Here is a 23783-nt window from a genome sequence, read left to right as displayed (position 1 = left end):
AATGGTTTTTGCAGCACAAAAAAGACTAGAGCGTTCCTTGTCACAGGTGAGTTGTAGCTATTGAAGGAAATCAATTTTATTGATTTGAAGACTAACTTTATCGGCCTTCATTTTAAAGTCTTGGTAATACCAAGGCTTAGACCAAAATACTAGCTGCAGGGATTTGATTTTGTGCTCATTAATATGAATTCCGAGCATTGTTTCTAAATTAATTTGATAAGAAAGCTGACTTTTATTGAGTTCAATGTGAGCATAGCGGCTTTGATTGAATTCATCGATAAGCATGAGTCTAAGCCAGCCAGGCTGATCCTTGCTAGAATCGATCTTGTCTATATTAACTTGCATAGATTTCAGGCCGCTAATATCAATGAGCGGGAGCTCTAAAGCGACATGATGTGGTTCTTCGCTAGCTTTATTATCAAATGAAATTGAGATGGATTGATTAGCATTGGTCTGTGCTTTGATATGGGCATTATTTATAAGTTTTGGGAGAAGTGGTTTTATATGCAAACTTTTTTGGGTTGATTTTTTATTTATTGATAGGGCATCGATTTGCGCATCGCGTTGTGCCCAAAGATTAATTAAACCCTTATTAGTTTGTGTATAGGGGGCGATTAATTTGAGACCATGCTGAACGAGTGGATCTGCACTGTAAATTTTTCTAACTAAACCATCGTGCAGGTGATTGGAGAGGGCGAGAAATAACATACCTTGATCGAGTGAGAGATAACGATGATCCCATTCCTTAGTTTTCATGTTATAGGCATCGCGTAAGCCCCAGTTGACGTCTTCGAAATCGTGAGGTCCTTTGCTCCCGCCAGAGTCTATTAAGCCACGCAGAGCTTGGGTGACGTGTCGTGGGTAGAAATCAATCATTAATGCCAAAGCATGTGGAGTGATGACTTGCTCAGATAAGTGACCTCCTTCGGTGTAACCTTTACCAGGCATGTAGCAGTTTGACCATCCCCAGAAGGGATAGCCACGTTTTTTAGAGAATTGAATTTGTTGCCAGGCAAAATTACCCGATGACTCACCGACTTCGGTGGCTAATTCATCAAGAAAAATACTATCCATGGCCATCATAAATAAACCACCCATACCATAGCCTCGCAGAATTTTTCCATAGGGTGTATAGAGAGGGCTACGATCCATCGCTGCCCACATTCTGGGAGGAGCAGCACCAGTGGCAATCATCAGAAAAGCTGCAGAACGCGTATCCGCAGTGAGCCATAGTTGACCATTGCCAAGAGGCATGTCCTTGTCGAAATCATAACCCCAGCTGACATTCCCCGTTTCTTTGTGATAGAGCTTTTCCCATTGAACAGCATTGATGAACTTGTCGACACGAGGGCTGAGTTTGGGCCATATTTGCTTTGTCATGATGAGGCCAACAATGAGCTTGTTAAAGTCGGAGATGGCGACGTAGCCAGTGGCTTTTTTACTTTTGAGTTGAACATCTAAAATATGAGGGATAAAACCATGTAGGCGTTCCAAACTTTCTAGGGAAGTGAGGATTCTTTCGGCGCGTAGAAAACCGTGTTCATGAGTCGTAAGATTGGTTTCAACGGCGACACAGAGAGAGGCCAGGTAAAGACCAATATTAGTGGTGTTGGTATGGCCACCGGGGTATTGGGTGTCTTGGGGAAAACCCGTGCCGGGATCTATCATACTATCTAAGCAGTTCCAAGTGTCGGCATGTAAGCGTTTGAGTAGGTCTTTGTCAGAATGGGATTGTGCTTGCGTTGAAAGCAAAATCAAAAGGATAGAAATGAATAGTGAAAGAGTTTTCATAATTTTTTTATGGCTAATTAATTTTACTCTAGGTACGTAAGTACGAGTCATGTTTTTGACAGCTTAGTGAGAGTAAGATGGAAAAATTTATGATTTGACAAAAGAGTTTAGAGGTTTTAGGGTTTTAGAATCAGCAAGGAAATCTTATGAGTCAAGAACCACTTCAAACCCGTCATACTTTACTTCAGAAAATCTGTGATCGCCACGATGATAAAGCTTGGGAAGATTTTGTTTATTATTACGAAAAATATATCTACTTAATTTGCCGTAGGACAAACTTGGATCATCATGAAGCACAAGAACTTGTACAACAAGTTATGGTGAAGTTATGGAAGAAACTCCCGGAGTTTAAAGTCGATCAAAATAAGCGTTTTCGCAGTTGGTTATGTCAGGTAACTAGGAACACAGTCATGGATCACTTTCGTGTCATTCAACGGCGCGAAAACAGGCTAGAAAAAGCCTACGACAGTGAACATTGGGCATACTATCGTGAGGATAGTGAGCCTGAGTTTGAAGCATTGGCAGAAAGAGAGTGGGAGAATTACTTGGTCAATATGGCTTTGCAGAATTTAAAGACTAAGGTTTCTGAAAAAATGTCGAATGTTTTTTTAGAATTGCAGAAGGGAAAAACTCATAAAGTGATCAGTGAGGAAATGGGCTTGCAGTTAAACTCTGTATATGTTTACCAAAAGCGTATGACCGCTAAACTCAAAGAAGAAGTGAACCGTTTAAGTCAAGAATTAAGTTAAGTAGCTAATTATAGCTTATTTAAACTCAATAATTAAATGAGAGAAATCCGCGTAATTTAAGTAGTTATAAGCCCCCTTTGAGAGAATGACTTTTTTCAGCTTTGGGAGGTATAAAATATCGTGGAACAAATCGATATTTGTATTTTCTAAATTGATTTCTTTAGCTCTAATAAACTTAAATTCACTAGAGTGAATGAGCATAGTGTTTTTTAGTTTGAGTTTATTAATATTGAGACCATTTAAAGCAATGAGATAACGAAAGTCCTTGATGTTTGAAAGGTCAATATTGAATTCACCATTGATTAATTCAATCATGATTTTGGAAGTATCGATTTGAGTATTTGAACGCTTTAGTAGTCGCTTCAAGATGGTGATCTTGAACTGATCTGACTTTGAGTTTTGGATATAATAGAGACAAAGCATTTGCTCGAGCTCGATGTGCTTCAGATCCTTTGTAAGTGCAAATAAACTTTGTTCATTGAGAGGTTTACTATCTTTAAATTTTTCTAGAGTCTTAAAAAAATGACTCGTGTAGGGTTCGAGATTTTGCTCCTCAATGTAGTCATAAGACTTTTTGAATTGCTGTTTAATAAAATAGAGTTCTGCAAGTGAAACTTTAGCGGGGGTATAGTTCTTGTCTCTTTTGATGGTTAATAAAAGTTGTTTGAGTGATTTATTAAATTCTCCAGTTCTCATCATCTTCAGAGCTTTTTCATAAAGCGCCGGGGCAGCTTCAATACTGGCGATGAAAGCGACTTCCTTTTCCTGTTTATACAGTGTTAAAGCTCGTATGGCTTTATCTTCATTTTGTTGAGCCAGTAGTGCATTTGATTCTGCCAATTGTTTTTGCTTAAGTGCACGGCTTTCGCTGACTTTGAGTTGGTAGATAAAAGTGAGGCATACAAAGAAAAATGAGAGCGTGAGACCACTCAAAACTTTGTGTCGTTTAAATAGTAAACTACTGAGGACCCAGAAGCCGGCATTTTCCGCCTCTGTTGCAAAGCCCTCACGCCATTTGAGGATATCACTTCGGAGTTCTTGTACAGATTCGTAGCGTAGAGCTTTGTTTTTATTTAATGCTTTTATGGCGACGGCGGCTAGGCTGGAAGGAATTTTAAAATGAGGATTGCGTAGTTCGCTAAGTTCAGTTATGGGTTCATTGAGGGTCTGATGAATACATTCCTGAAGATCCTCATGTGCGTGTGGAGGGCGGAAAGAAAGGAGAAAATAGAGAACCCCACCAAGGGCATAAATATCGCTCTGATAATCTTTCACACCATATGAGGGGTCAATTTGTTCTGGAGCAAGGTAGCCTGGAGAGCCCTTAATAAAACCATCTAAAGTGACGTCATTAATAATATTTGGATCAAGCTCAAAGTTTTGCGCTTCTTCGTGGGCATCATCGTCAGTAAAAATTTTGGCGATGCCCCAGTCACAGACCAAGACTTCACCGTATTTTCCCATGCGAATATTGGCGGGTTTGATATCGAGATGAATGATGTTTTTTGAGTGAGCGTACTCGATGGCATCGCATATCTTGAGGAAAATATCGATGGCTTGTTGCAGTGAAAAATCTTTGGGACCATCTTTAATAAGTTTTTCTAGGTTTTCTCCCTCTACCAATTTCATGGTGAAATAGGGTTGGCCTTGCTCATTTAAGCCCGCATCATATATGGGAATAATATTTGGATGTTCCAAGGATGCGGTGAGAAAGACTTCGCTAAAAAAACGCTCGGAACGCTCGGGCTGATCTTGATCAATGAGTTCCGCCAAAGCAATTTGGCGCGAAGTCATGGCATCGTGAACTTTGATGATTTTTTTTGATCCACCGCGATCAAGGTCTTGGGCTTGTTCGTAGCGTTGAGTACATTTTTGGATGCTTTGTAAAATGGGGCAAAATTGATCAGCAGAATTATCATCATTTAAGAAGTCATCGACTTGGATGAAATCTTGGAAAAATTCTTCATTACTGATTTTTTTTGGCATAAATTTCAGCTCAATTGAGCCCCTTATCTAAATCAAATTTGGCTTGATATGATTTTAAACGCTGAAAGGTATTAGTGGAAGAGTAAAGTTATTTTTAACTATAATTAATCACAAGTTTCTTAGCGCTTGCGGTTACTTGGGCCACCCCACCACTTATTATCGGGGAGACGACTATCCCATTGATCGAATTCTTTTTGAAGTTTATTGGCTATTTCAGGAAATTGCTTAATGAGGTTTTGTTCTTCATTGGGGTCATTTGCCAAATTAAAAAGCATGGGGACACGAGGGCCATTGTGATCATTCCATGTTAGTTTCCAATCCTTTTTGCGAATGGCATAATCATCGTCACGGCGCCAGTAAAGAACTTCATGAGGTCTGGCTTTATTTTCTCCTGTAATATAAGGCATGAGGTTAACTCCACTGAGTTGCTTTTTAGCGGGTGCTGCTTGGCTCACATGTAATAGGGTCGGTACTATGTCCAAGCCGCTGACGGGATACTTATAAGTGCTTTGTTCTTTAATTTCTTTAGGCCAAGTTATGATGCAAGGAACTCGAATTCCTCCTTCATAAGTATCGCCTTTACGTCCTTTAAGTGGACCATTAGAAGCGAGATAATCATTTTCTCGAGTGGCTTCGTTTAATTTATTTGGGGCGCCATTATCACTCATGAAAATGATTATCGTATCATCATAAATCCCTTCATCTTTTAGCGTTTGGACGATACGGCCGACACCATCATCCATGGAAATGAGCATAGCACTGTAAATTCTTCGCCATTTCTTTTTAATATGTGCTGAACGTTCCAAGTCCTTGGGTTGAGCTTCCCATGGGCCGTGAACGGAATTATAAGACATGTAGAGAAAGAAGGGGTTTTGCTTATTGCGTTTAATAAAATTCACCCCTTCATCATTGAATACCTCAGTCGTATATCCAGAGAATTCGACCGCGTCATTATTGCGAAATATCGGCCATGTCATGGGTGGGCCTTGCATGTTCATTTTGGCTTCTCGGTAGGAGTGCGCTCCGTTTAAGAAGCCATAAAAATAATCAACCGATCTTTGGCTCGGGCGTTGCTCATGACTCAAACCCATATGCCATTTACCAATAACTCCCGTACGATACGAAGCAGGTTTAAGGAGTTCGAAGATCATTTGTTCGTCCAAAGGTATGCCAGCATCTGGGAAGCGCTGACTTAGTTCTCCCGTTTCAGGAGGATTTTCACCCGAACCAAATATCTGCTGATAGCGCCCCGTGAGAAGTCCCGCACGAGCGGGGCCACAAACGGAGGCAGATTGATAGGCTTGAGTAAAAACCATACCAGATTTTGCTAGGGCATCGATATGCGGAGTTGTAATATCTTTAGCACCCATATGGCCGAGATCTTGGTAACCCAAATCATCCGCTAAGATGAGAATGATATTCGGTTTCTTGTTGGCCATAAGCCAATTTGAACTGGCAAAAAATAGTAGTAGAAAAATAGCTTTCATAAGTTTTTTAAGTAAAAAGGTTAGTGGTATTCATTATTGTAGTATGAGTTCTAATGAATATACTTGCCCAGGTTTCAGATTGATAGAAATTTTGTTTTTGGCAAAAGAGTAAGCTTTTCCATTGAGCTTTAAAGATTTGATATTTTTAGTCATGATCACTGCAAGCTTTTGGGCATGCTGGCTCTGAAGTTCGACCTTTACAGAATGGCCATCATTAGACCAAGCCATATGTTTGATATGAACTGCACCTCGGGCTTGCATGCCCTGTATTTCTCCTGAGGGCCATTCCTTGGGCAGAGCGGGAAGGAGTTTGAGCACTCCAGGACGTGAAGTGAAAATCATTTCTTGAACGGCAGAAACCCAACCCATATTGGATTCAATTTGGAAGATAGGGGCTTGGTTCATGGTAAAACCACTCTCACGCCAATCATTATGAGTCGTTAATAAATTTTCTAGCACCGAACTACCAGCTAACCATTTAAGGGCTTGATAAGCTTTTTCAGCGTCGCCACCACGTGCGAGTACATTGGCATTATTTAATAGTGACCAAGCAGATTGGGCTGCGAGCCCGGCATCGAGGCGATTGCGAGAGCTTTGAACAAAGGCTTTAAAGAGTTTGGGGTCAGTATCCTCTTGGTTGATTTCATAACCAGGCATGATCGGGTAGAGGTGAGTTAAGTGACGGTGAGCAGGGTTATCATAAAAGCCATCGACTAGCCATTCACGGATACCACCCTGAGCGTTCATTTCGTAAGGACGTAACTTAGAGATGAGTTCTTCCCATTGTGGAATCTTGTTACTATTAATATTTAAAGTTCTAGAGGCTTCAATTAAGTTTGTAAACATTTCGCGAATTGCGGCATATTCCCAAGTTGAGTTTTTATGAGTATCAATATGGCGATTGGGGAATAATCGATGTCCTTCGGCATTGAGAGGCGAATTTTCTGGTGAATTAGAAGGAGAAATATCGTAAAAACCATCTTCATTTTTAACTAGAAAAGCTTCGTAAAATACCGCGGCTTCTTGCATGAGGGGGACGGCGCGTTCAGCGAGGAATTTCTTGTCCATAGTGAAGGTGTAGTAATCCCAGTAGTGCTGTGCTACCCAAGCATTATTGCCAATCATATGAAGCAAGTGAGGCGAAATAACTTTCACTAAACCATCTTCATTATTGCCTAAAAGTGGGTTGATATAGATGCCATCAAGGCCGTAAAGTTTTTTGGCATTTTCTCTGGAAGCCGAGAGTTGACGATCGAACATGTCGAAGAATGGCAGCATAAGTTCAGATAAGTTGCCGTCCATCAAGTGCCAATGAATCATCGGCATATTGATATTCATTAAATGGATTGCCCAAGTGGGATTATAATCGCCATTCCAAAGACCAGTTAGGTGCACTGGATGTCCACCTTTTCTCGAGCCAACGATAGAGAGGTAGCGACCCATGGCCCACAAACGTTCAACAAAGGCTTTATCCAAATCTAGTTTTCTTGCCTTGCTAATTAATTCTTCATTAGTCTTGGCACGACTATTTTTAGCAGCATTTAAATTTAATGAAGCTGAATTAAAGAGCGCTTGGTGTGCTTTCAAATGAGGCTTTAAAAAATCTTGGTAGCTACCTTTTAGATTATAGAGTTCTCTAGTCAGGCGATCAATCGCTTCGTCGGCATCGGCCGAATTGTAGGTTTTCACAGCGAGGAGAACTCGACTAGCCTTTTGAATTTTGACATGATCGATCCCATCGACGAGTGTCCCATCGTGAGATATAACTCTAGCAACCGCCCCAAAATCTTTTAAAGCAGAAGTAGTGTTGGGATTAGTCGCACGGTATTGAAGATGGCCAGCAAAATCGACATCTACTTGAGGATGAAAAGCTTTGGGTCGACTTCCACGGGCTTTTTCTGGATTGTGTAAGCCCAAGTGAATAGATAAATCTAGTTTTTTCTTTCTATCAGCATTGATTTGAACGAACATAATATCCTTGGTCTTGCCCACCCTAGAAATGAAGGCTTGACGTGAATAATTGGTCCCCGCACTTGACCACTGAGTATTCGTTTCTGATTTTTTTAAATTGAGTGAACGCTGATATTGGCTCACATCCTTTTGCTTTGACTTTATGACTAAATCACCAATGACAAGGGGAGAGCCAATATTGCCACCATAGTTTTTACCCTTGAAGGCATTTCTGTAAAGTAAGTTGGCTTCTACGAATTTTCCTTCATTTTGAAGTTTACGCAGCACCTTAAGATTAGTAGATAGGTCTGGAAGGGTGTTTGGACTCTTATGATTATACCAATGGCGAGCATCCTGAAGCATAAAGCGAGCTTCTTCTACATCTCCGTAAACCATGCCACCCAAGCGACCGCTACCAATGGGGTATGCATCACGCCAATGATCTTTAAATTCCTCTCCTTTAAAAGGGCCAGTTTTCCAGTCGGCAGCTCTTTCGCTTTTTAGAATATATTCAGGTGCCTGCGTCGTTTGAATAGTGGCAGAGTTTTCATTTGTAGGTAGCTCGCTGATTTTTTTGATTTGTAGCTCGCGAATATTAAGAGGCTGCCACTGATCCCTGTGGGGATTTAAAGTGATGGTATTGCGACCTTTTTTAAGTTCAATCGTAGCTAGCTTGACCTTTTGGTAATTATCGTAGGAACCTGAACCTTTGATGTCAACTTTAACTTTTTCATCGTTATAGTTTAAAAAGAAACCTGAATTGACTGCGGTAGAAGAAATTTCTGACCAGACTTCATAAAGACCTGATTCATCAGCGGCAAAATTCCAGCTCGCCCAGGATTGTTCACTAGTCCAATAAGCAAAGTTGGCTTTAGATACTTTGTTCGCAACGCCTAGTGAACCTTGGCCAATATTGACGACTTGGCTATTTTCGGGCTTAAGTTGGATGATTTCATTAGCATTTATAGTGAAAATTGAGCTGATTATAAGGCTATGTACAGCATGAGAGATGAGGCGATTTAGTTTCATTTAAATTCCTTAAAATTGTGATGTGTTGAGTGATTGAAGGTGTGGAGATTTTCTAACGGTCAAAAATGGGCCAACCGTCTATTTCAACATCCCACCATTCATAGTGGTTGGATAATGTGCTTTGGGAGATCGGGTTAACTCGGTAACTCACAGAGCCGTCGAGGTAGAGTACATTGTATCGAAAGTTTTTATGATTATAGGGGCCGCTCCAGGGGGGAGAGAAATGGTCAGCTGCAATGCTTAAACCACCATCATCAGTGGCACTTGGTGGGGTGGCATTTAACCCATTAGTAAGAATTGTAAAGCTTCTTCTGTAGTAATAAGACATGTCAATCCAACCGTTTTGATTATTGAAGCCGCGGGTGGCATCCATGTCGAGTTCTGGAGAATCTTCGGTGGGGCAATAATAGATTTCGCCAGTAGAGATATACTCTTCATCATAGAGTCGACCTAAGCCGTACCAACCAAAACCACCGGCCCAAACAGAACCGTTACCTGGAGCTAGTGGATTATTGTCTGGGTTTTGTGGGAGTTCATTATCCTCATTGTCGGCAAAATTCATGATCGCGATACCGGTCATTTTTAAATTATTAGTACAAATGGATTCTTTGGCTCGAATTCTTGCTTTTGATAGACTGGGGAGTAAAAGCGACGCAAGGATGCCTATAATCGCAATGACGACGAGAAGTTCTATAAGTGTGAATCGCTGTTTCATAAAAAATTGCCCTTAATCTGTCTTAATAAACTGAGGTACGGAGCTAGAATAAAGTTTTTTGACAAGAAACTAATATTTTTATAAATTTTTTATTAGCTGTTCAGATTTCTATTATAATGCGTAGTAATGTGGGTAAAAAATAAAAGGAGTGTTTTGTGAAGTACTTAATATTGTTCATTGTTGGTTTATTAGTTAGCTGTTCGACTGTCCCCAAAACTCAAAAAGTTTTGTATGTGACCACGGAACCTGGCAAACATCACGATTATACGGCGCAGCGTTTAATTTTTGAACAAGTTGCCAAAGACGCCGGTTGGGATTATACCGTGCATAGTAATGAACACTATGAACAACTTAAGCAATTAGTCGATTCTAATTTGACTACGGGTTATGATGCGGTTGTGTATAATTTCTGTTTTGCAAAATCAAAAGATTTGTTGGCTGCCGAAAACATGATTAATCAGACTCGCGTGAAAGGGACTCCTGCCATGGTGATTCATTGCTCCATGCACAGTTTTTGGCCCACTTTTAAAGATGGTGAATCTTCAGAGGTTTTAGGAAGCAACTATAAAGGTTCTGGAAAACCAGATCCCGAAGAAGTGAAAAAATGGCAAGAACAATATCCAGATCGTCCTTTCCCAGTTTGGGGTGACTTTACAGGGATAGCATCCACGTCTCACGGTCCCAAGATTCCCATGAAAGTTGAAAAGTGCTGTGAACATGAAGCAACAAAATCTTTAGCTAAGCAAGGTTATACGACTGTGAATGCAGAACTCTATAATAATTACTACATGGTTGATGGCGTTAAGCCACTTTTGCGAGGAGTGCAAAAAGGTGAAGCAATGAGAGGCAAAGGGAACAACAAAAAGCTCGTGAAAGTTGATGATGAAGCGATCATTATGTGGCAAGTCCCTCAAGGTAAGTCAGAAGTAATTGGTCTTACTACGGGACATTCAACCGAGGAATGGCAACAAAAGGAATTTCAGCTGCTCATTAAAGATGCAGTGAATTACTTACTAAAATAAGTCAATCGAACTTAGCCTCTAGATAAGTTGATATGAATCCGTAAAGACTTGGCCAGATAAGTCAATACAAAAAAGCGCAGTTTCGTCTGCGCTTTTTTTGTTTATCTAAGAGTCACCCCCGAAAATTAATTGAAGTCATGGGGAAATCACCTACACTGAGCTGATTAAATAAGCGAGATTTATATGGCCCTTTCAGCGTACATAGTGCACAGCTTTTCCCGTTACCATCAGGGTCATTGCTATGTTTACCTGATTGGACGTTTAGAAAATGGTGAGACTTTTGGCTATGTAGACAAGGCTTTTAAGCCTTTTTTTCATGTTCGAGCGAGTGATCGAGATCAAGCGCAAAAGCATGCTCATGGAATGGGCTTAGAGTTTCAAGCGAGCTCACGTAAATGTATGGATGGAGAGGCAAGCTTGGTGGTCAGCCATGCGAATAAAAGCTTAGTGGATAAATTAGCTCGTTTGCTCAAAACAAATAAAATTCGAACTTATGAAGCCGATATCAAAGTTGAAACACAGTATCTAATCGAGCGTGGTATCGAAAGTACTTGTCAACTTTCGGGGCAATGGAGGCGGGGTAGTGGGGTGGATCGTATCTATAGCAAGACTCAAATTCTACCAACTCAAATTAAGCAAGAAAATTTGCAGCTAAAGGCAGTTGTTCTTGAGACTTATTTTGATGAAGAAATTTTAAAGTCTTTCGCGCTTATTGATCTTGAACAAGCTAAGACCTTAGCTCAACAAGAAAGCGAGGATGAAATGGCCTTACTAGTTCATTTTAAGGACTGTGTGAAAAATATTGATCCAGATGTGATTTGTGCTTGGGCAGTTCAAGAGAAGGTCTTTTTACCGCTGCAAAAGCGTTTTCAATGGCATTGTCTCACTTTTGATATAGGGCGGAGTCGTGAAGATTATTGGTTTATTGAACGTCAATACAGAGGGCATGAATTAGCTATTGTTCAGGGACGGCAATTACTTGATATCGAACAGCTCATGAGTCACACATGGGAACGCTACGACGAATCAACTCCAGAATGTATTATTAAAGAGATCTTTGATACGGATTTAGTCCCATCTGAAGCCGGGAATACTGAATCTCGAGCCCTACAATTGACTCGCTTAGTTGATCATAAAAATCTACTTGCCCTCAGCTTGCGAAGAAGTCTGCTCACGGGTCTACAATTGGAACGTTGTTGGGGAAGTATTGCTAGCTTTGAGTTCCTTTACTTACTCGAATTACATAAGAAAGGCTTTGTGGCACCCACCCTCGGGGTTGATCAGACGCTAAGAAATTCTAATCCAGGTGGGCTAGTAATGCAACCCCATGCGGGGATTCACAAAAATATCTTTGTCTTCGATTTCAAAAGTCTTTACCCTTCTATCATTCGTAGTTTTAATATTGATCCCTTGGCCTATGCCAAGCGAGGTGAATCAGATGATCCAAAAGTTACTCTGACTCTGCCTAATAAAGTGAGTTTTCATCGTGAGAAAGGCATTTTGCCAAGGACTCTAGAAAGCTTCTTTGCTAGTCGTGAAGCCGCGAAAAATGAGCATGATGAATTGGCCTCTTTTGTCTGTAAGATATTAATGAATTCTTTTTTTGGAGTTTTGGGCACGCCGGGTTGTCGTTTTGCTCAAGGGCCAGTGGTTTCATCGGTTTCACAAACGAGTCATTACCTGTTACGTTGGATGAAATCCGTCTTGGAAACGCGTAACTATAAAGTCTTGTACGGTGATACAGATTCGCTCTTTGTCGATCTAAAGATTCAGCATGATTTAAGTCACGAGCAGGCGCAGGAAATGGGAAATGAATTACATCGGGAACTCAACTTGGCCTTAGGTGATCATTTGAAAGATGAGTTTGGTCTAGAATCCTGCTTAGATTTAGAATTTGAGAAGTTTTATCCAGCCTTCTTTCAGCCATCAATGCGCGGTGATGATGCCAAGGGCAGAGCCAAGAGTTATGCAGCTCTGAAATCGACTCCTGAAGGAAATGAACTCGAAATTGTGGGTTTGGAAGCGGTGCGCCGCGATTGGACTGAACTGGCTCGTGAGCTCCAGCGAGACTTGTTGACAAAGATCTTTAATCAAGTTCCAGGTCAAGAAATTGAATTACATGTACAAGAGCTGATTAAGGATTTAAAATCGGGAGCTTTGGATGAGCAACTCATTTATCGAAAGACTTTAAGTAAAGCACTCGATTCATATACCAGTACAACCCCACCCCATGTGAAAGCGGCTCGACAACTGAGCGAGGTTCCTCGGGTTATTTTTTATTATATGACGATTGCCGGGCCTGAAGCTAAGCAAGTTCTCAGCAATCCAATTGATTATCAACATTATATTGACAAACAGATTGAGCCGATAGTAAAAAGTTTAGCTCAGCATTATGACTTCTCTTGGCAAGTGGCGGTTCTCAATCAACAAGAACTCTTCTGAATTTGGGTAGGGAGTAAATTCCTGATTTAAAAATTTTTGATTAAAAACCAAGCTAAAAATTTATTTTTTTCACAAAGCGTTCTGAATCAATAATATAACTCAAAGAGTCTAGTACATGAACATAGAGCGCCACATTGCGTGACTGGCCAAGGGGTAGGTAATATTGACGCAATGATGAACACTCTAGGAAGCGTGGCTCAAAGGACGTTTCGCTCTCATTAATAAAATATTGAGTTGCTTGGAAAAGTTCAAGGATATTTGAAGGTCGAGCAAGAAAAGAGAGAAAAAATATAAAAGGGGAGGGGCGAGAATCAATACACCTTTGAGTGCATGTTTATTAAATTTTCGTCAAATTTGACGTTTTTGTCACAAATGAATTTTCACCAACGTATTACTACAAGAGCCTAATAATGCCAAGGAGATTGTGTAATGAAAAGAAGAGATTTTTTGAAGTTGAGTGCCCTCGGAGCAGTTGCTCCCATGAATTCTTTTGCGGCGAAGAAAGAGGATGCGATTCGCGTTAATTTAAAGAAAAATGTAGTCCTTGTGAATTTGGACCTAGGACTTTATGCTCCCCATTTTCGCGATAATGGTGCCGATTGTAAATACATGACCGAGATCTTTTCTGAGTTTAAAGGAAAAATGACTTATTTAGATGGGATTTCTGAGCCAGGTATGGGTGGAGGGCACGAATGCCAGCCTGCGAGTTTTACTGCTTTACGGTATGATCACCGAGATCTTTATACGACACGAAAAATGATGTCCCTCGATCAGCGCTTGGCAGATGGTTCAGTCCAGGAAACTCGACACAAATTTTTGTACCATCAAGTGAATCGAGGTAGTAGTATGAGTTGGAATCGCTTTGAGCAACCGATCCCAGCAATTTCAGGGGCAAATGAACTTTACGAGCAACTCTTTGCGAGGACAGATAAAGATTTGGATAAGGCAAGGATTCGACGTGAGCGCGATATTTTAGCCGCTCTATCGCGAAATATTCGTCGTCAGTGGACGGGAACGCCTCAGGAAACAGACATGAAAAATTCATTAGATTACCAAGTGGATCTTTTGGATGAACGTGAGAGATGGCTCAAAGTCAAAAAGCCTTATTTAAAGAAGACTTTTGGAGAAAAAGAAGAAAGCAATCCCTTGCCTTCCTGCGCCAATAATTTTGAACTCATTCACGAAGCATTAATGAAGCAACAGACAAAAATAGCTTTTGTCCAATTTGGAGGTTCCAGCTTACAAAGAGGCATGGGCTTTGAACTGGGGCATCATGCCAATGGTCACCATGCGGGTTATCCGGAACGAATTTATGCTTGTGAGCAAATTGATACAGCGGTGCTGACTAATGTCAGAACATTTTTGCGTAAGTTGCAAGAGAGCAATCTCTATGATGATACCATTGTACTATTTCACTGCGGCATGGGCAATGCGGCAGCGCACGATTCCCGTCGTACCGCGTCCTTCCTTTTTGGCGGTGGTTTTACTCATAAGAAATCTATTAAGTGCCTCGAGGGAAAAAAAGAGCATATTTACTCGACATGTAACCTGTTCTCTAGTGTCTTGAAGCAGAGTGGCTTTAAAGATTATTCATTCAACAGTAGCAAGGAAGTGATTCCTGAGCTCTTTAAAGCATAGGTGACGAGATGTCTGAAGATCAAAATCTACCCTTGATGACTGCGGAGCAAAAAGAAAAGTTGCGTCTAAAAATTGCTGAATTAGAGAGTCTGGAGCAAGAAGTTGCCGAAGGTAAAATTCAGAGTTATGAAGCCGAAAAACTCCTAGATAAATCGATGTTGGAAATCGAAGCTGTGTTAGCAGAGGCGAAAAAACTAGAAGTCAAACTGGCGCCAAGTACTGAGTCGAATATCGACGCTCTTGTGGAGAATGATGAGTCAGTAAATAATGCGGAAAGCGCAAAAGAAATTTCTCTTGCAGAAAGCGCAAAAGAACCAGCTTTAGAAGATCTTACGGTGTTAAAAGCGAGTGGGAGTTCATTGGCTAAAAAAGTTTTTGACGAGAAGCAAGTAGAAAAAAAGAAAGCGCCAAATAAACTTGATCAAGCTTTGGATGAAGTGGATAAGTCTTTGAAATCCGAGGTGAAGCAAGCAAGCTTTGAGGATAAACCGAAGCCCTTAAAGACAAGGTCAGGAAAATGCAAAAAAGGGACGACGAAAAAGAAGCTTAAAGCTCCGAGCCAACCCGTGTTGCGCAAAAAAAAGAAAGTGTTTCCATTGGGAAAAGTTGTTGCCTTGCTGGTTATTGCGGGAGTCGCATTTTTTTACCAAGATATTCTAGGTTTTATTCGTCAGCAACAGGCTGAACTCGCGGAAAAAAATAAGCCTAAAGCTGTCAAGAAAAAAGAAAAATCTAAAGTGAAACCTAAGCCAAAAGTCATTGAAAAACCCAAGGTAGAAGAGCCTGTAGAGGAACCACAAAACTTTTTTCAACCAAAAGAATCGAATGTCTTTACGGGTGAACTCGTTCATTATAGCTTTAATCAAGTTTTAAAAGACAAATGTGTAACTTGTCACGGGGCTGAAGGCAAAGAGGTAGAAGGTGACTTTAATATTGCCTTACTTATGAATTCTCGAGCTTCAAACTCAAAAGCTTGGGCTAAAGTTTATCGTAGTATTGATAAAGGCGAAATGCCTCCACCAAAAGAAGATTACGATGAGTCTGTAGAGCTCGAGGAAGAAGAAAAAGAGCTGCTAATGGCATCGATAAAGGATATGTTTGAGAGTTTAAAAGAGGGCATCGCCACTCGCGTTTTAACTCCCTATGAGTTAGAGAACACCATGAATGACCTATTTGATATAGACGTGAGTATGTATAACCCTTTCAAATCAATGCATCAAACTTATTCAAAAGACTCCTATTATACTCATCAACGAAAAGTGTTGAGTCCCTATTATATAAGTCAATATTACAATATTTTATACGATGTATTACAAAGCTTTATTGGTTTGCGTCCGCAAGTGGATAAAATGGATGTAAAAGCCACTCTGCCAGGGTCTGTGTATGCGGCCAAAGCTTTTAAAGACGAAACTCATATACGTTGGCCTCAATCCAAAGCTAAACTGCATACAGGCTTTAACTTTGAGGATAAGACAGAACGCAAAGCGACTAAGCAAGACCGCTACTTGGATGGCAACGAGAATGAATTAGTGAATAGTGTTATAGCGAAGCGTACCTTACCCCCAGGAACCTATAAATTGACTTTTAAGGCCAGTGTAGAAAATATGTCGATGGCTAAAATTACCGAGAAGAAGTATGGAGAAGAAATTGTAAAGATCTTTGACGAGTATTTTGATCAGAATCAAAACCTTTCGATGCCACTTCATTTTCACTTGGAGCCACCAGATTTTGCCGATCCCTTTGCGCGGGGCAAATTTTTGGAAACCTTAGAAATTTCTTCTGAAGGTGAATATGGCTTAGAATTCACACTTAAACGTCGCTCGGCTCTAGCTTGTAATACCACCGCTAAGCTACCGGCGCAGCGTCAACTAGCCAATTTAATTTCGTATCATAAGCACGGAGATAAGCACGAGAATAAAACGATGCAGATCGAGATGAAAAACCTCTCGCAAAAGCGCTATGATTTTCCTATGATAAAGATAACAAACTTGAAGATTGACGGGCCCTACAACGTACAATTAAACCCACTTTCTTTTAAGCAGGAAGAAAAGCTCAATAGTGATGTTGAGATTCGAGAAAAATTTCGCTACCTACATGAGTTTAATGCGATGAAATTTAATGTTATTTACACTTATCTTTTTCGTGATTTTCAGAAGGATAAAATGAAGTATGAAGATGCTTACCGCAATGCGATGATCATGTTTTTTATGTCACCTAAATTTTTGATTCTCAATAGTGAACCAAAAACGACTGAACAAAAAGTTCGTTACCTCTCTTATGCGGCTCACAAGTCGTCACCATCAGAGGAGTTCTTAAAGTTTTACACTGCAGCAAAGAAAAGGAAAGATGCTCTGCAATTAGGCAAATGGCTCATTGATCATGAGCGCTTTCCGCGCTTTGTGAAGGCCTTTACTTATCAATGGTTGAAGCTGGGGATTATTGAGCAAAATCAGCCCGATACTGGGAAATACAGAAATTACTACAAAATGAATTTAGCTGATGCACAACGCATGGAAGTGGAGTTTTATTTGATGAATATGTTTCGAGAGAATCGTCCCGTGCGTGAATTAGTAGATTCAGATTATTCTTTCTGGAATCAAAATTTGCAGACTTTTTACACAGGCTCACATCAAAGTGATGAGGGGCTTGATCCAGAGAGCTTTGTAAAGCGATCGACAAAAGATCAACAACGTGGCGGTATTCTCACGATGGGATCCTTTTTGACGGCGACAGGAAATGGGGTAGATCCACTTCCTTTGCGTCGTGCAGCATGGATATCTGAAAACCTTCTCGATTCGCCTTTGCCATCACCACCTGATGTGGATATCAATGAATTTGAGAATGCGCGCAGTGGAAAAACCCTACGCGAGCGCCTTGCGGTGCACGCAGAAAATCCCGCCTGTCATTCTTGTCACAAACGCCTAGATTCACTAGCTATCCTCATGGATAAATATGACTCAATTGGCGGCTACAATAATCATTACAATCCCGAAATTGTCAAAGTGAACGACACCAATATCCATGATGTCGAAGACTTGAAAAAGTACCTTGCTAAATATGATAAGCCCATGGCGCGAGCTTTTACACGAAAACTTATTAGCTTTATGATGGGCAGAGAAGTTGGCGTTAAAGATGAGGCGGTATTAGATGCAATTTTAGCCGCAACGGAAGCCGAAGGGTATCGAGTTGGCGACCTTTACGCTCAGATCATTAAGTATTATCTTTTTTAGGATGAACTAAAGAGCGAGTCGTAAGGAGTACGCTTAATAAAAAGCTTATTTTATCAGACTTCTTGCAGCTTTCTACTCTCAGTATTAAACTGGGTCAATAAATTTGACTGAGGGCTAGCTAGTGATTAAAAATATTATTTTTGACTGGGATGGAGTGATCCTTGATTCCAACTCAGTGAAAGACCGAGCCTTTGAATATGTCTTGCGTCATTATGATGCCGGGAAAGTTGCTGAACTCGTCGCTTATCATCAAGCGAATGGAGGAATATCGCGTTTTATTAAGTTTCGTATGTTCTTTGAGGAAATGCTTGGAGAAACAATCTCTTCTGAACAAGTCGAAGACTTATCACAGCAATTTTCCGCCTATGCTCTTCGAGAGTTGGTAGACCCAAAATTACAGATTCACGAATCCATTAAATGGGTCAAAGAGAATTACAAAAATTATAATTTTCATGTGGCGTCGGGTTCTGAAGAGTCTGAACTAAAGCGAGTTGCGGAAGCGCAGCAATTAAGTTCTTATTTTCAGAGCTTTCATGGTTCACCCACTGCGAAGCCCATACTCGTGGAAGATATTTTGTCTTCGAATGATTATCTCGCGTCTGAAACAATTCTTATTGGTGATTCCATCAATGATTATCGTGCAGCAGAGGCGAATAGTGTGGCCTTCTGTGCTTATAATCGATCTACCTTAAAAGGGATTGGCCTAATTTACCTCAATAAATTTTCAGATCTGACTAAGATTCTGAAATAATTTCTCGACTTATTGACTAATCTTAAAGGCATACGAAAAAACAAGTCCTTATAAAATAATAATTGCGTTTTCTGTCTAATATTTTCGTTCAGGGGAGTCATTTCTTCTTAGGACTAGAGTAGATAGTTTGTAGTTTTGTTTAGTTTTTTGTAACGCTAAGATTTTTTTTTCGTTGATGTTTCATACAGCTACTTTAGGGATTAATAGTTTTTTATAAAGAAAATTGTAACACTCAAGTATTTCTATTGTTATCAATTGAAGGAAATGTTATAAATAATGATTAATTTGTGAAATAAATAGTTTAGATATACGTTTAACTGTATGGTAAGTAATTTTTTGGAGATTGTAAGATGATGAATCGTAGAGCTTTTTTGGCATCAAGTGCAGCAGGATTGACGATTCCAGCGAGCCAGTTGTCGGCAGCGAGTAAGAAAGTTGAGCCAAGAATTAATTTGAAGAAAAATGTTGTATTAATCAGCCTGGATCTCGGCCTTTATGCTCCAAACTTCCAGGAAAATGGTGCTAATTGTAAGTACATGACTGAGGTTTTTTCTGAGTTTAAAGGTCAAATGACTTACTTTGATGGTATTTCTGAAAAGGGTATGAGGGGTAGTCATGAATGTCAGCCTGCAACTTTTACCACGATCCCCTACGAAGATCGCCAACACTACCCTCAAAAGAAGATGATCAGTCTCGACCAGATTATTGCTGATGGTTCGATTCAAGAAACGCGACACAAATTTCTTTACCATCGTATTAATCGTGGTTCTAACATGTCTTGGAATAAGTTTGAACAACCCTTGCCGGCAATTGAAGGAGCAAATGAACTGTACGAGACGCTTTTTTCTCGTACTGACACCAAACTAGAGAAAGCTAGGATTCGTCGTGAACGCGATATCCTTTCAACTCTAGCGCGCAATCTTCGTCGTTATTGGCGCGGAAATATTCAAGAAGAAGATATGAAGGCCTCACTCGATTATCAGCTCGCCGTCTTAGATGAACGTGAAAAATGGCTCAAAGTTAGTAAGCCCTATTTGAAAAAAGCTTTTGGCGAAAGAGATGAGAGGCAACCCATTCCATCCAGTCACAATAACTTTCAATTAATTTATGACGCCTTAGAAAAGAAGCAGACAAAAATTGCTTTAGTAGAATTTGGTGCGGGGGGCTTAAATTCAGGTCTTGCGGGTGTTGAACTTGGTCACCACGGGAACACGCATCACGGTGGCTACCCAGAACGTATTTACGCTTTAGAAACAATTGATACAGGTGTCTTAACAGCGGTTAAAAATTTCCTTCACAAGTTAAAAGAAGGTGGCTTGTATGATGATACCATAGTGCTGTTTCACAGTGGTTTTGCCGATGCTTCTAAGCATACGAATAAAAAAGCTCCGGCCTTTTTGTTTGGTGGTGGCTTTGCCCATAAAGAATCAGTAGCCTGCTTAAATGGCAAAGAGCACATTTATTCTACGAGTGATTTATTCTCGAGTATTCTCCAGCAGAGTGGTTTTAATAACAAAACATTTAGCAATAGTAAACAGGTCATCCCTGAGCTGTTTAAAGCCTAAGGTAAAATAATGACTGATAATGATGGTGGTGCTGAGGCAAATAACTCAGTGCCGATGATGAGCCCTGAGCTCAAGCAGAAACTCCGCGATAAATTAGCCGAGCTTGAGGCCTTAGAGACGCAAATTGCCAATGGCGACGTTCCCAAAGACCAAGCAGAAAATTTACTTAACCATGGGATGGCAGAAGTTGAAGCTATCCTAGAAGTGGGTCGTGAGCTTGAACGTCAATACTTAGAGAGCCAAGCAAGTTCGGAGCAAAGCCAAAATAATACTGATTTAGAAGAACTTCCTCAAGCTCCGAAACCTCAAGCTGTGGAAGATTTACCTAAATTAAACTCCTCTCATAGCACAAATCAGCAGAGTAAACCTGCTCAGCCGAAATCGGCCGAAGAGAAATTCACTGCGGCAAAATCTCAAGTAAAAGCCAATATTAGTAATGGCCAAGCTTCAAAAGCAAAACCCACTCAAGAATTTGAAGGGCGTAAGACTAATGAATCCGCGGGAAATCCTTCGAAATCAAAAAGCAAGGGTAAAATAAAGTCAAAGAAAAAGCTCAAGGTACCCACCAAGGTTCCAAGTAGAGTTAAGAAAAAATCGTTTCCAGTAGGTAAAGTCCTCGTACTTCTAATTATTGCAGCGGGTGCCTTTTTTTATAAAGATATCCTAGCTTTTGTTAAACAACAACAAGATGAACTAGCAGAGAAAAATAAGCCGAAACCTGTAGTAAAAAAAGAAAAACCTAAGCCCAAGCCAAAACCTAAGCCCAAGCCAAAACCGGTAGTCGAAGAACCCAAAGAAGAGGAGCCCGAGGAACAACAAAATTTCTTTCAACCCAACGACGAAAATGTATTCACTGGGGAGTTGAGTCATTTGAGTTTTAATGAAGTTCTCAAAAACAAATGTGTTTCTTGTCACGGTGCAGAGGGTAAAGAAGTCGAGGGTGATTTTAATATTGCTCGTTTGATGGCGTCAAAATCATTGAACTCAAAGTACTGGGCAAAAATCTATCGTAGTATCGACAAAGGTGAAATGCCTCCTCCAGTAGAAGATGAACCCGATTCAGTCCCCTTAGAAAATGAAGAACAGGAATTGCTTTTAGCATCAATCAAAATGATGTTTGAAGATCTAAAAGAAGGAGTTACAACACGTGTGATGACTCCTTACGAGATTCAGAACACTTTAGGCGACTTGTTTGATGTGGATTATGCCCAGTACAACCCGGTAGCGGATATGCATAACTCCTATTCTGAGAAGAGCTTTTATACTCATCAACGCAAAATTTTAAGTCCGCATTACCTCAGCCGTTATTATAATATCCTTTACGATATGTTGCAGAGTTTTATTGGCTTACGCCCTCAACTTGATCCTCTTAATCAATCAGTTAAATTTCCGAGTGCCCCTTTTCATGTAAGGAACTTTGGAGCCGTAACTCATGTGCGATGGCCGCAATATAATCCTGCGTGGTATTGCTCTTTGAATTTCAAGGACCTGTCAGAGAAAAAAGAAACCAAACAAGATCGTTACTTAGATGGTAATGAAAATGACTTAGTCAACAAAATGCTTGCGGCCCGCTCTTTGCCACCAGGTAAGTACCGCCTCACTTTCACAGCGAGTTGTGAAAATATGTCTACGAGTAAGATCACTAAAGAAAAATATGGGGAAGCCATTGCCTCTCATTATGAGCAGTTGTTTGAAGACAACCCCAATCTTACCATGCCGATACGTTTTTATTTAGAGCCCCCGGGAACAGCTGACCCATTTGCGAGACTTAAGTATTTGGAAACAATAGAAATTTCTTCCGAAGGTGAATATGGGATTGAATTTGAAATCAAACGTCGTTCGGGGGTTTCGTTTGCTCTCGATCGGAAAGATCTAATTGGGTATAATCGTTTGGGCAGTATGCTTGCCTATCATCGGCATGGTGAAGATGCAGGAGAAAAAGAGCGTGAAGCAGCACGAGCTTTCATAGACAGACAAGAATATGATTTTCCGATGGTTAAAATCACTAATCAAAAAATCGAAGGTCCTTTTGATGTGAAGTTAAACCCCTTGTCATTTGATGAAAGAACTAAAATTAACGATACGGAAGTTCGTGAAAAATTTAAGTACCTCCATTCCTTTAATGGTATGAAGTTGAGTGTGATCTACACTTATATGTTTGGGGACTTACGCAAACAAAAAATGAAAATGGAAGATGCTTATCGCAATACGATGATCACTTTCTTTATGTCGCCACGCTTCCTCATTTTAGATTCAATGGCAAAAACAATTGAAGAAAAAATCCGCTACACGTCTTATATGACTCATAAATCGCCACCATCTGCGGAGTTCGCAGCCATGTATAAGACTACAGTAAAGAAAAAAGATTATAAGACTCTAGGAAATTGGTTGATTCAACATAAGAATTTTAGACGCTTTTCTAATGCCTTTACTTATCAATGGCTTAAACTAGGTGAGATTAATAATAATTTACCTGATGAAGGTAAATTTAGAAATTATTATAAGAATGAAATGGAACGACGTCAGCGTCAAGAAGCGGAACTATTCTTATTAAATATGTTCCGTGAGAATCGTCCTATCTTGGAATTGGTCCAAGCCGACTATAGTTTCATGGATAAGGGTTTGATGGATTTTTATGGTCTAAACACGGGGAATTTGTCAGATGATGGCTTGTTTTCTAAGGTTGATGCCAAAGAGGCTGGTCGTGGTGGCATTTTAAGTATGGCGGCCTTCTTAACGGCCACTGGCAATGGAGTGGATCCATTACCCATTAAACGTGCTGCATGGATATCGGAAAATATACTCGATTCACCCTTGCCTTCTCCCCCTGACGTGGATGTCAATGATTTTGAAGATACCTCGACAGGAAGAACTCTACGTGAACGTTTAGAAGTTCATGCTCAAAATCCTGCATGTAACTCCTGTCACAAGCGTTTGGATTCACTCGCCATACTCATGGATAAATACGATTCTATTGGAGGGCTCAATAATCATTATGTCGCAGAACCAGTTAAAATCAATGATCAAAAAGTTTCTGATGTGAGTCAATTGAAGGCATACCTAGAGAACTACTCACAAGCTATGGCACGAGCGTTCTCTAAGAAACTCATTAGTTATATGACAGGTCGTGAACCAGGTGTTCAAGATGAAGCTAAACTTGATATGATTTTAGCTGAGACAAAAGAGAAATCCTACCGAGTGGGAGATCTCTATGCATCTATATTAAAGTATTACGTGCTCTAGCAAGACTTGAATCAGAGCAGTTTATAATGAATCGACAGATCCGTCTCAGGTCTGTCGATTTTTTTTAACTTATCCCAAGACGAATAATTTTTATCCAAATACGACATTTGTATTTTTATTTAACTTGCTTGTGTTAGGACAGCAAGCTTTTTACGATACATATTTTATGTAAATGAATTCATAAA

General features: G+C 40.2%; 13 protein-coding genes. 8 read left to right on the top strand and 5 right to left on the bottom strand.

From position 1 onward, the window contains the following. Positions 1–57: 57 nt before the first annotated feature. The gene (locus tag PQO01_RS19730) at positions 58–1791 is read right to left on the bottom strand and encodes a glucoamylase family protein (RefSeq protein ID WP_274315946.1); all 1734 of its coding nucleotides are present in this window, start codon (positions 1789–1791) and stop codon (positions 58–60) included. 146 nt (positions 1792–1937) lie between these two features. On the opposite strand from PQO01_RS19730, the gene PQO01_RS19725 reads away from it, so the two are divergent. Then, positions 1938–2540: an RNA polymerase sigma factor gene (locus tag PQO01_RS19725; protein WP_274315945.1), complete on the top strand. Its 603-nt coding sequence runs from the start codon at positions 1938–1940 to the stop codon at positions 2538–2540. A 15-nt stretch (positions 2541–2555) separates the two neighbouring features. Here PQO01_RS19725 and PQO01_RS19720 read toward each other — a convergent pair whose 3' ends face one another. The 4 genes from PQO01_RS19720 to PQO01_RS19705 all read right to left on the bottom strand — a co-directional run bounded on the left by PQO01_RS19720 (position 2556) and on the right by PQO01_RS19705 (position 9707). After that, entirely contained in the window at positions 2556–4526 is a 1971-nt protein-coding gene (locus tag PQO01_RS19720; protein ID WP_274315944.1) for a serine/threonine-protein kinase, read from the bottom strand. 119 nt (positions 4527–4645) lie between these two features. Next, a complete protein-coding gene (locus tag PQO01_RS19715; protein WP_274315943.1) occupies positions 4646–6013 on the bottom strand; it encodes a sulfatase-like hydrolase/transferase in 1368 nt (455 codons plus the stop codon). 33 nt (positions 6014–6046) lie between these two features. Then, complete coding sequence (locus PQO01_RS19710; protein WP_274315942.1) at positions 6047–8992, bottom strand: glycosyl hydrolase family 95 catalytic domain-containing protein; 2946 nt, start codon at positions 8990–8992, stop codon at positions 6047–6049. A 52-nt stretch (positions 8993–9044) separates the two neighbouring features. Further along, positions 9045–9707, bottom strand: a complete 663-nt coding sequence (locus tag PQO01_RS19705) for a type II secretion system protein (RefSeq protein WP_274315941.1) — start codon at positions 9705–9707, stop codon at positions 9045–9047. Positions 9708–9862: 155 nt separating this feature from the next. On the opposite strand from PQO01_RS19705, the gene PQO01_RS19700 reads away from it, so the two are divergent. The 7 genes from PQO01_RS19700 to PQO01_RS19670 all read left to right on the top strand — a co-directional run bounded on the left by PQO01_RS19700 (position 9863) and on the right by PQO01_RS19670 (position 23598). Further along, complete coding sequence (locus tag PQO01_RS19700) at positions 9863–10729, top strand: ThuA domain-containing protein (RefSeq protein ID WP_274315940.1); 867 nt, start codon at positions 9863–9865, stop codon at positions 10727–10729. A gap of 204 nt (positions 10730–10933) precedes the next feature. Further along, positions 10934–13171, top strand: a complete 2238-nt coding sequence (locus PQO01_RS19695) for a DNA polymerase domain-containing protein (protein ID WP_274315939.1) — start codon at positions 10934–10936, stop codon at positions 13169–13171. Between the two features lie 429 nt (positions 13172–13600). Further along, positions 13601–14809 (top strand): DUF1552 domain-containing protein, encoded by a 1209-nt coding sequence (locus tag PQO01_RS19690; RefSeq protein ID WP_274315938.1) that lies wholly within the window; start codon positions 13601–13603, stop codon positions 14807–14809. A gap of 8 nt (positions 14810–14817) precedes the next feature. Continuing rightward, positions 14818–18039 carry a DUF1588 domain-containing protein gene (locus PQO01_RS19685; protein ID WP_274315937.1) on the top strand — a complete coding sequence of 1074 codons (3222 nt, stop codon included), beginning with the start codon at positions 14818–14820 and terminating at the stop codon, positions 18037–18039. Between the two features lie 121 nt (positions 18040–18160). Next, positions 18161–18790 (top strand): HAD family hydrolase, encoded by a 630-nt coding sequence (locus PQO01_RS19680; RefSeq protein WP_274315936.1) that lies wholly within the window; start codon positions 18161–18163, stop codon positions 18788–18790. Between the two features lie 350 nt (positions 18791–19140). Then, the gene (locus PQO01_RS19675; RefSeq protein ID WP_274315935.1) at positions 19141–20355 is read left to right on the top strand and encodes a DUF1552 domain-containing protein; all 1215 of its coding nucleotides are present in this window, start codon (positions 19141–19143) and stop codon (positions 20353–20355) included. A gap of 9 nt (positions 20356–20364) precedes the next feature. Further along, a complete protein-coding gene (locus tag PQO01_RS19670) occupies positions 20365–23598 on the top strand; it encodes a DUF1588 domain-containing protein (RefSeq protein ID WP_274315934.1) in 3234 nt (1077 codons plus the stop codon). The last annotated feature ends 185 nt before the right edge of the window (positions 23599–23783 follow it).

Source organism: Lentisphaera marina (assembly GCF_028745505.1).
GTDB lineage: Bacteria > Verrucomicrobiota > Lentisphaeria > Lentisphaerales > Lentisphaeraceae > Lentisphaera > Lentisphaera marina.
Note: the sequence above shows the minus strand (reverse complement) of the source record. Positions and strands in the feature narration are given on the sequence as shown.

Excerpts from the sequence above, each read along its gene's own strand:
- PQO01_RS19685 (WP_274315937.1), top strand. The coding sequence starts at position 14,818 with ATGTCTGAAGATCAAAATCTACCCTTGATGACTGCGGAGCAAAAAGAA.
- PQO01_RS19710 (WP_274315942.1), bottom strand. The coding sequence starts at position 8,992 with ATGAAACTAAATCGCCTCATCTCTCATGCTGTACATAGCCTTATAATC.
- PQO01_RS19670 (WP_274315934.1), top strand. The coding sequence starts at position 20,365 with ATGACTGATAATGATGGTGGTGCTGAGGCAAATAACTCAGTGCCGATG.
- PQO01_RS19720 (WP_274315944.1), bottom strand. The coding sequence starts at position 4,526 with ATGCCAAAAAAAATCAGTAATGAAGAATTTTTCCAAGATTTCATCCAA.
- PQO01_RS19715 (WP_274315943.1), bottom strand. The coding sequence starts at position 6,013 with ATGAAAGCTATTTTTCTACTACTATTTTTTGCCAGTTCAAATTGGCTT.
- PQO01_RS19730 (WP_274315946.1), bottom strand. The coding sequence starts at position 1,791 with ATGAAAACTCTTTCACTATTCATTTCTATCCTTTTGATTTTGCTTTCA.
- PQO01_RS19705 (WP_274315941.1), bottom strand. The coding sequence starts at position 9,707 with ATGAAACAGCGATTCACACTTATAGAACTTCTCGTCGTCATTGCGATT.
- PQO01_RS19690 (WP_274315938.1), top strand. The coding sequence starts at position 13,601 with ATGAAAAGAAGAGATTTTTTGAAGTTGAGTGCCCTCGGAGCAGTTGCT.
- PQO01_RS19675 (WP_274315935.1), top strand. The coding sequence starts at position 19,141 with ATGATGAATCGTAGAGCTTTTTTGGCATCAAGTGCAGCAGGATTGACG.
- PQO01_RS19725 (WP_274315945.1), top strand. The coding sequence starts at position 1,938 with ATGAGTCAAGAACCACTTCAAACCCGTCATACTTTACTTCAGAAAATC.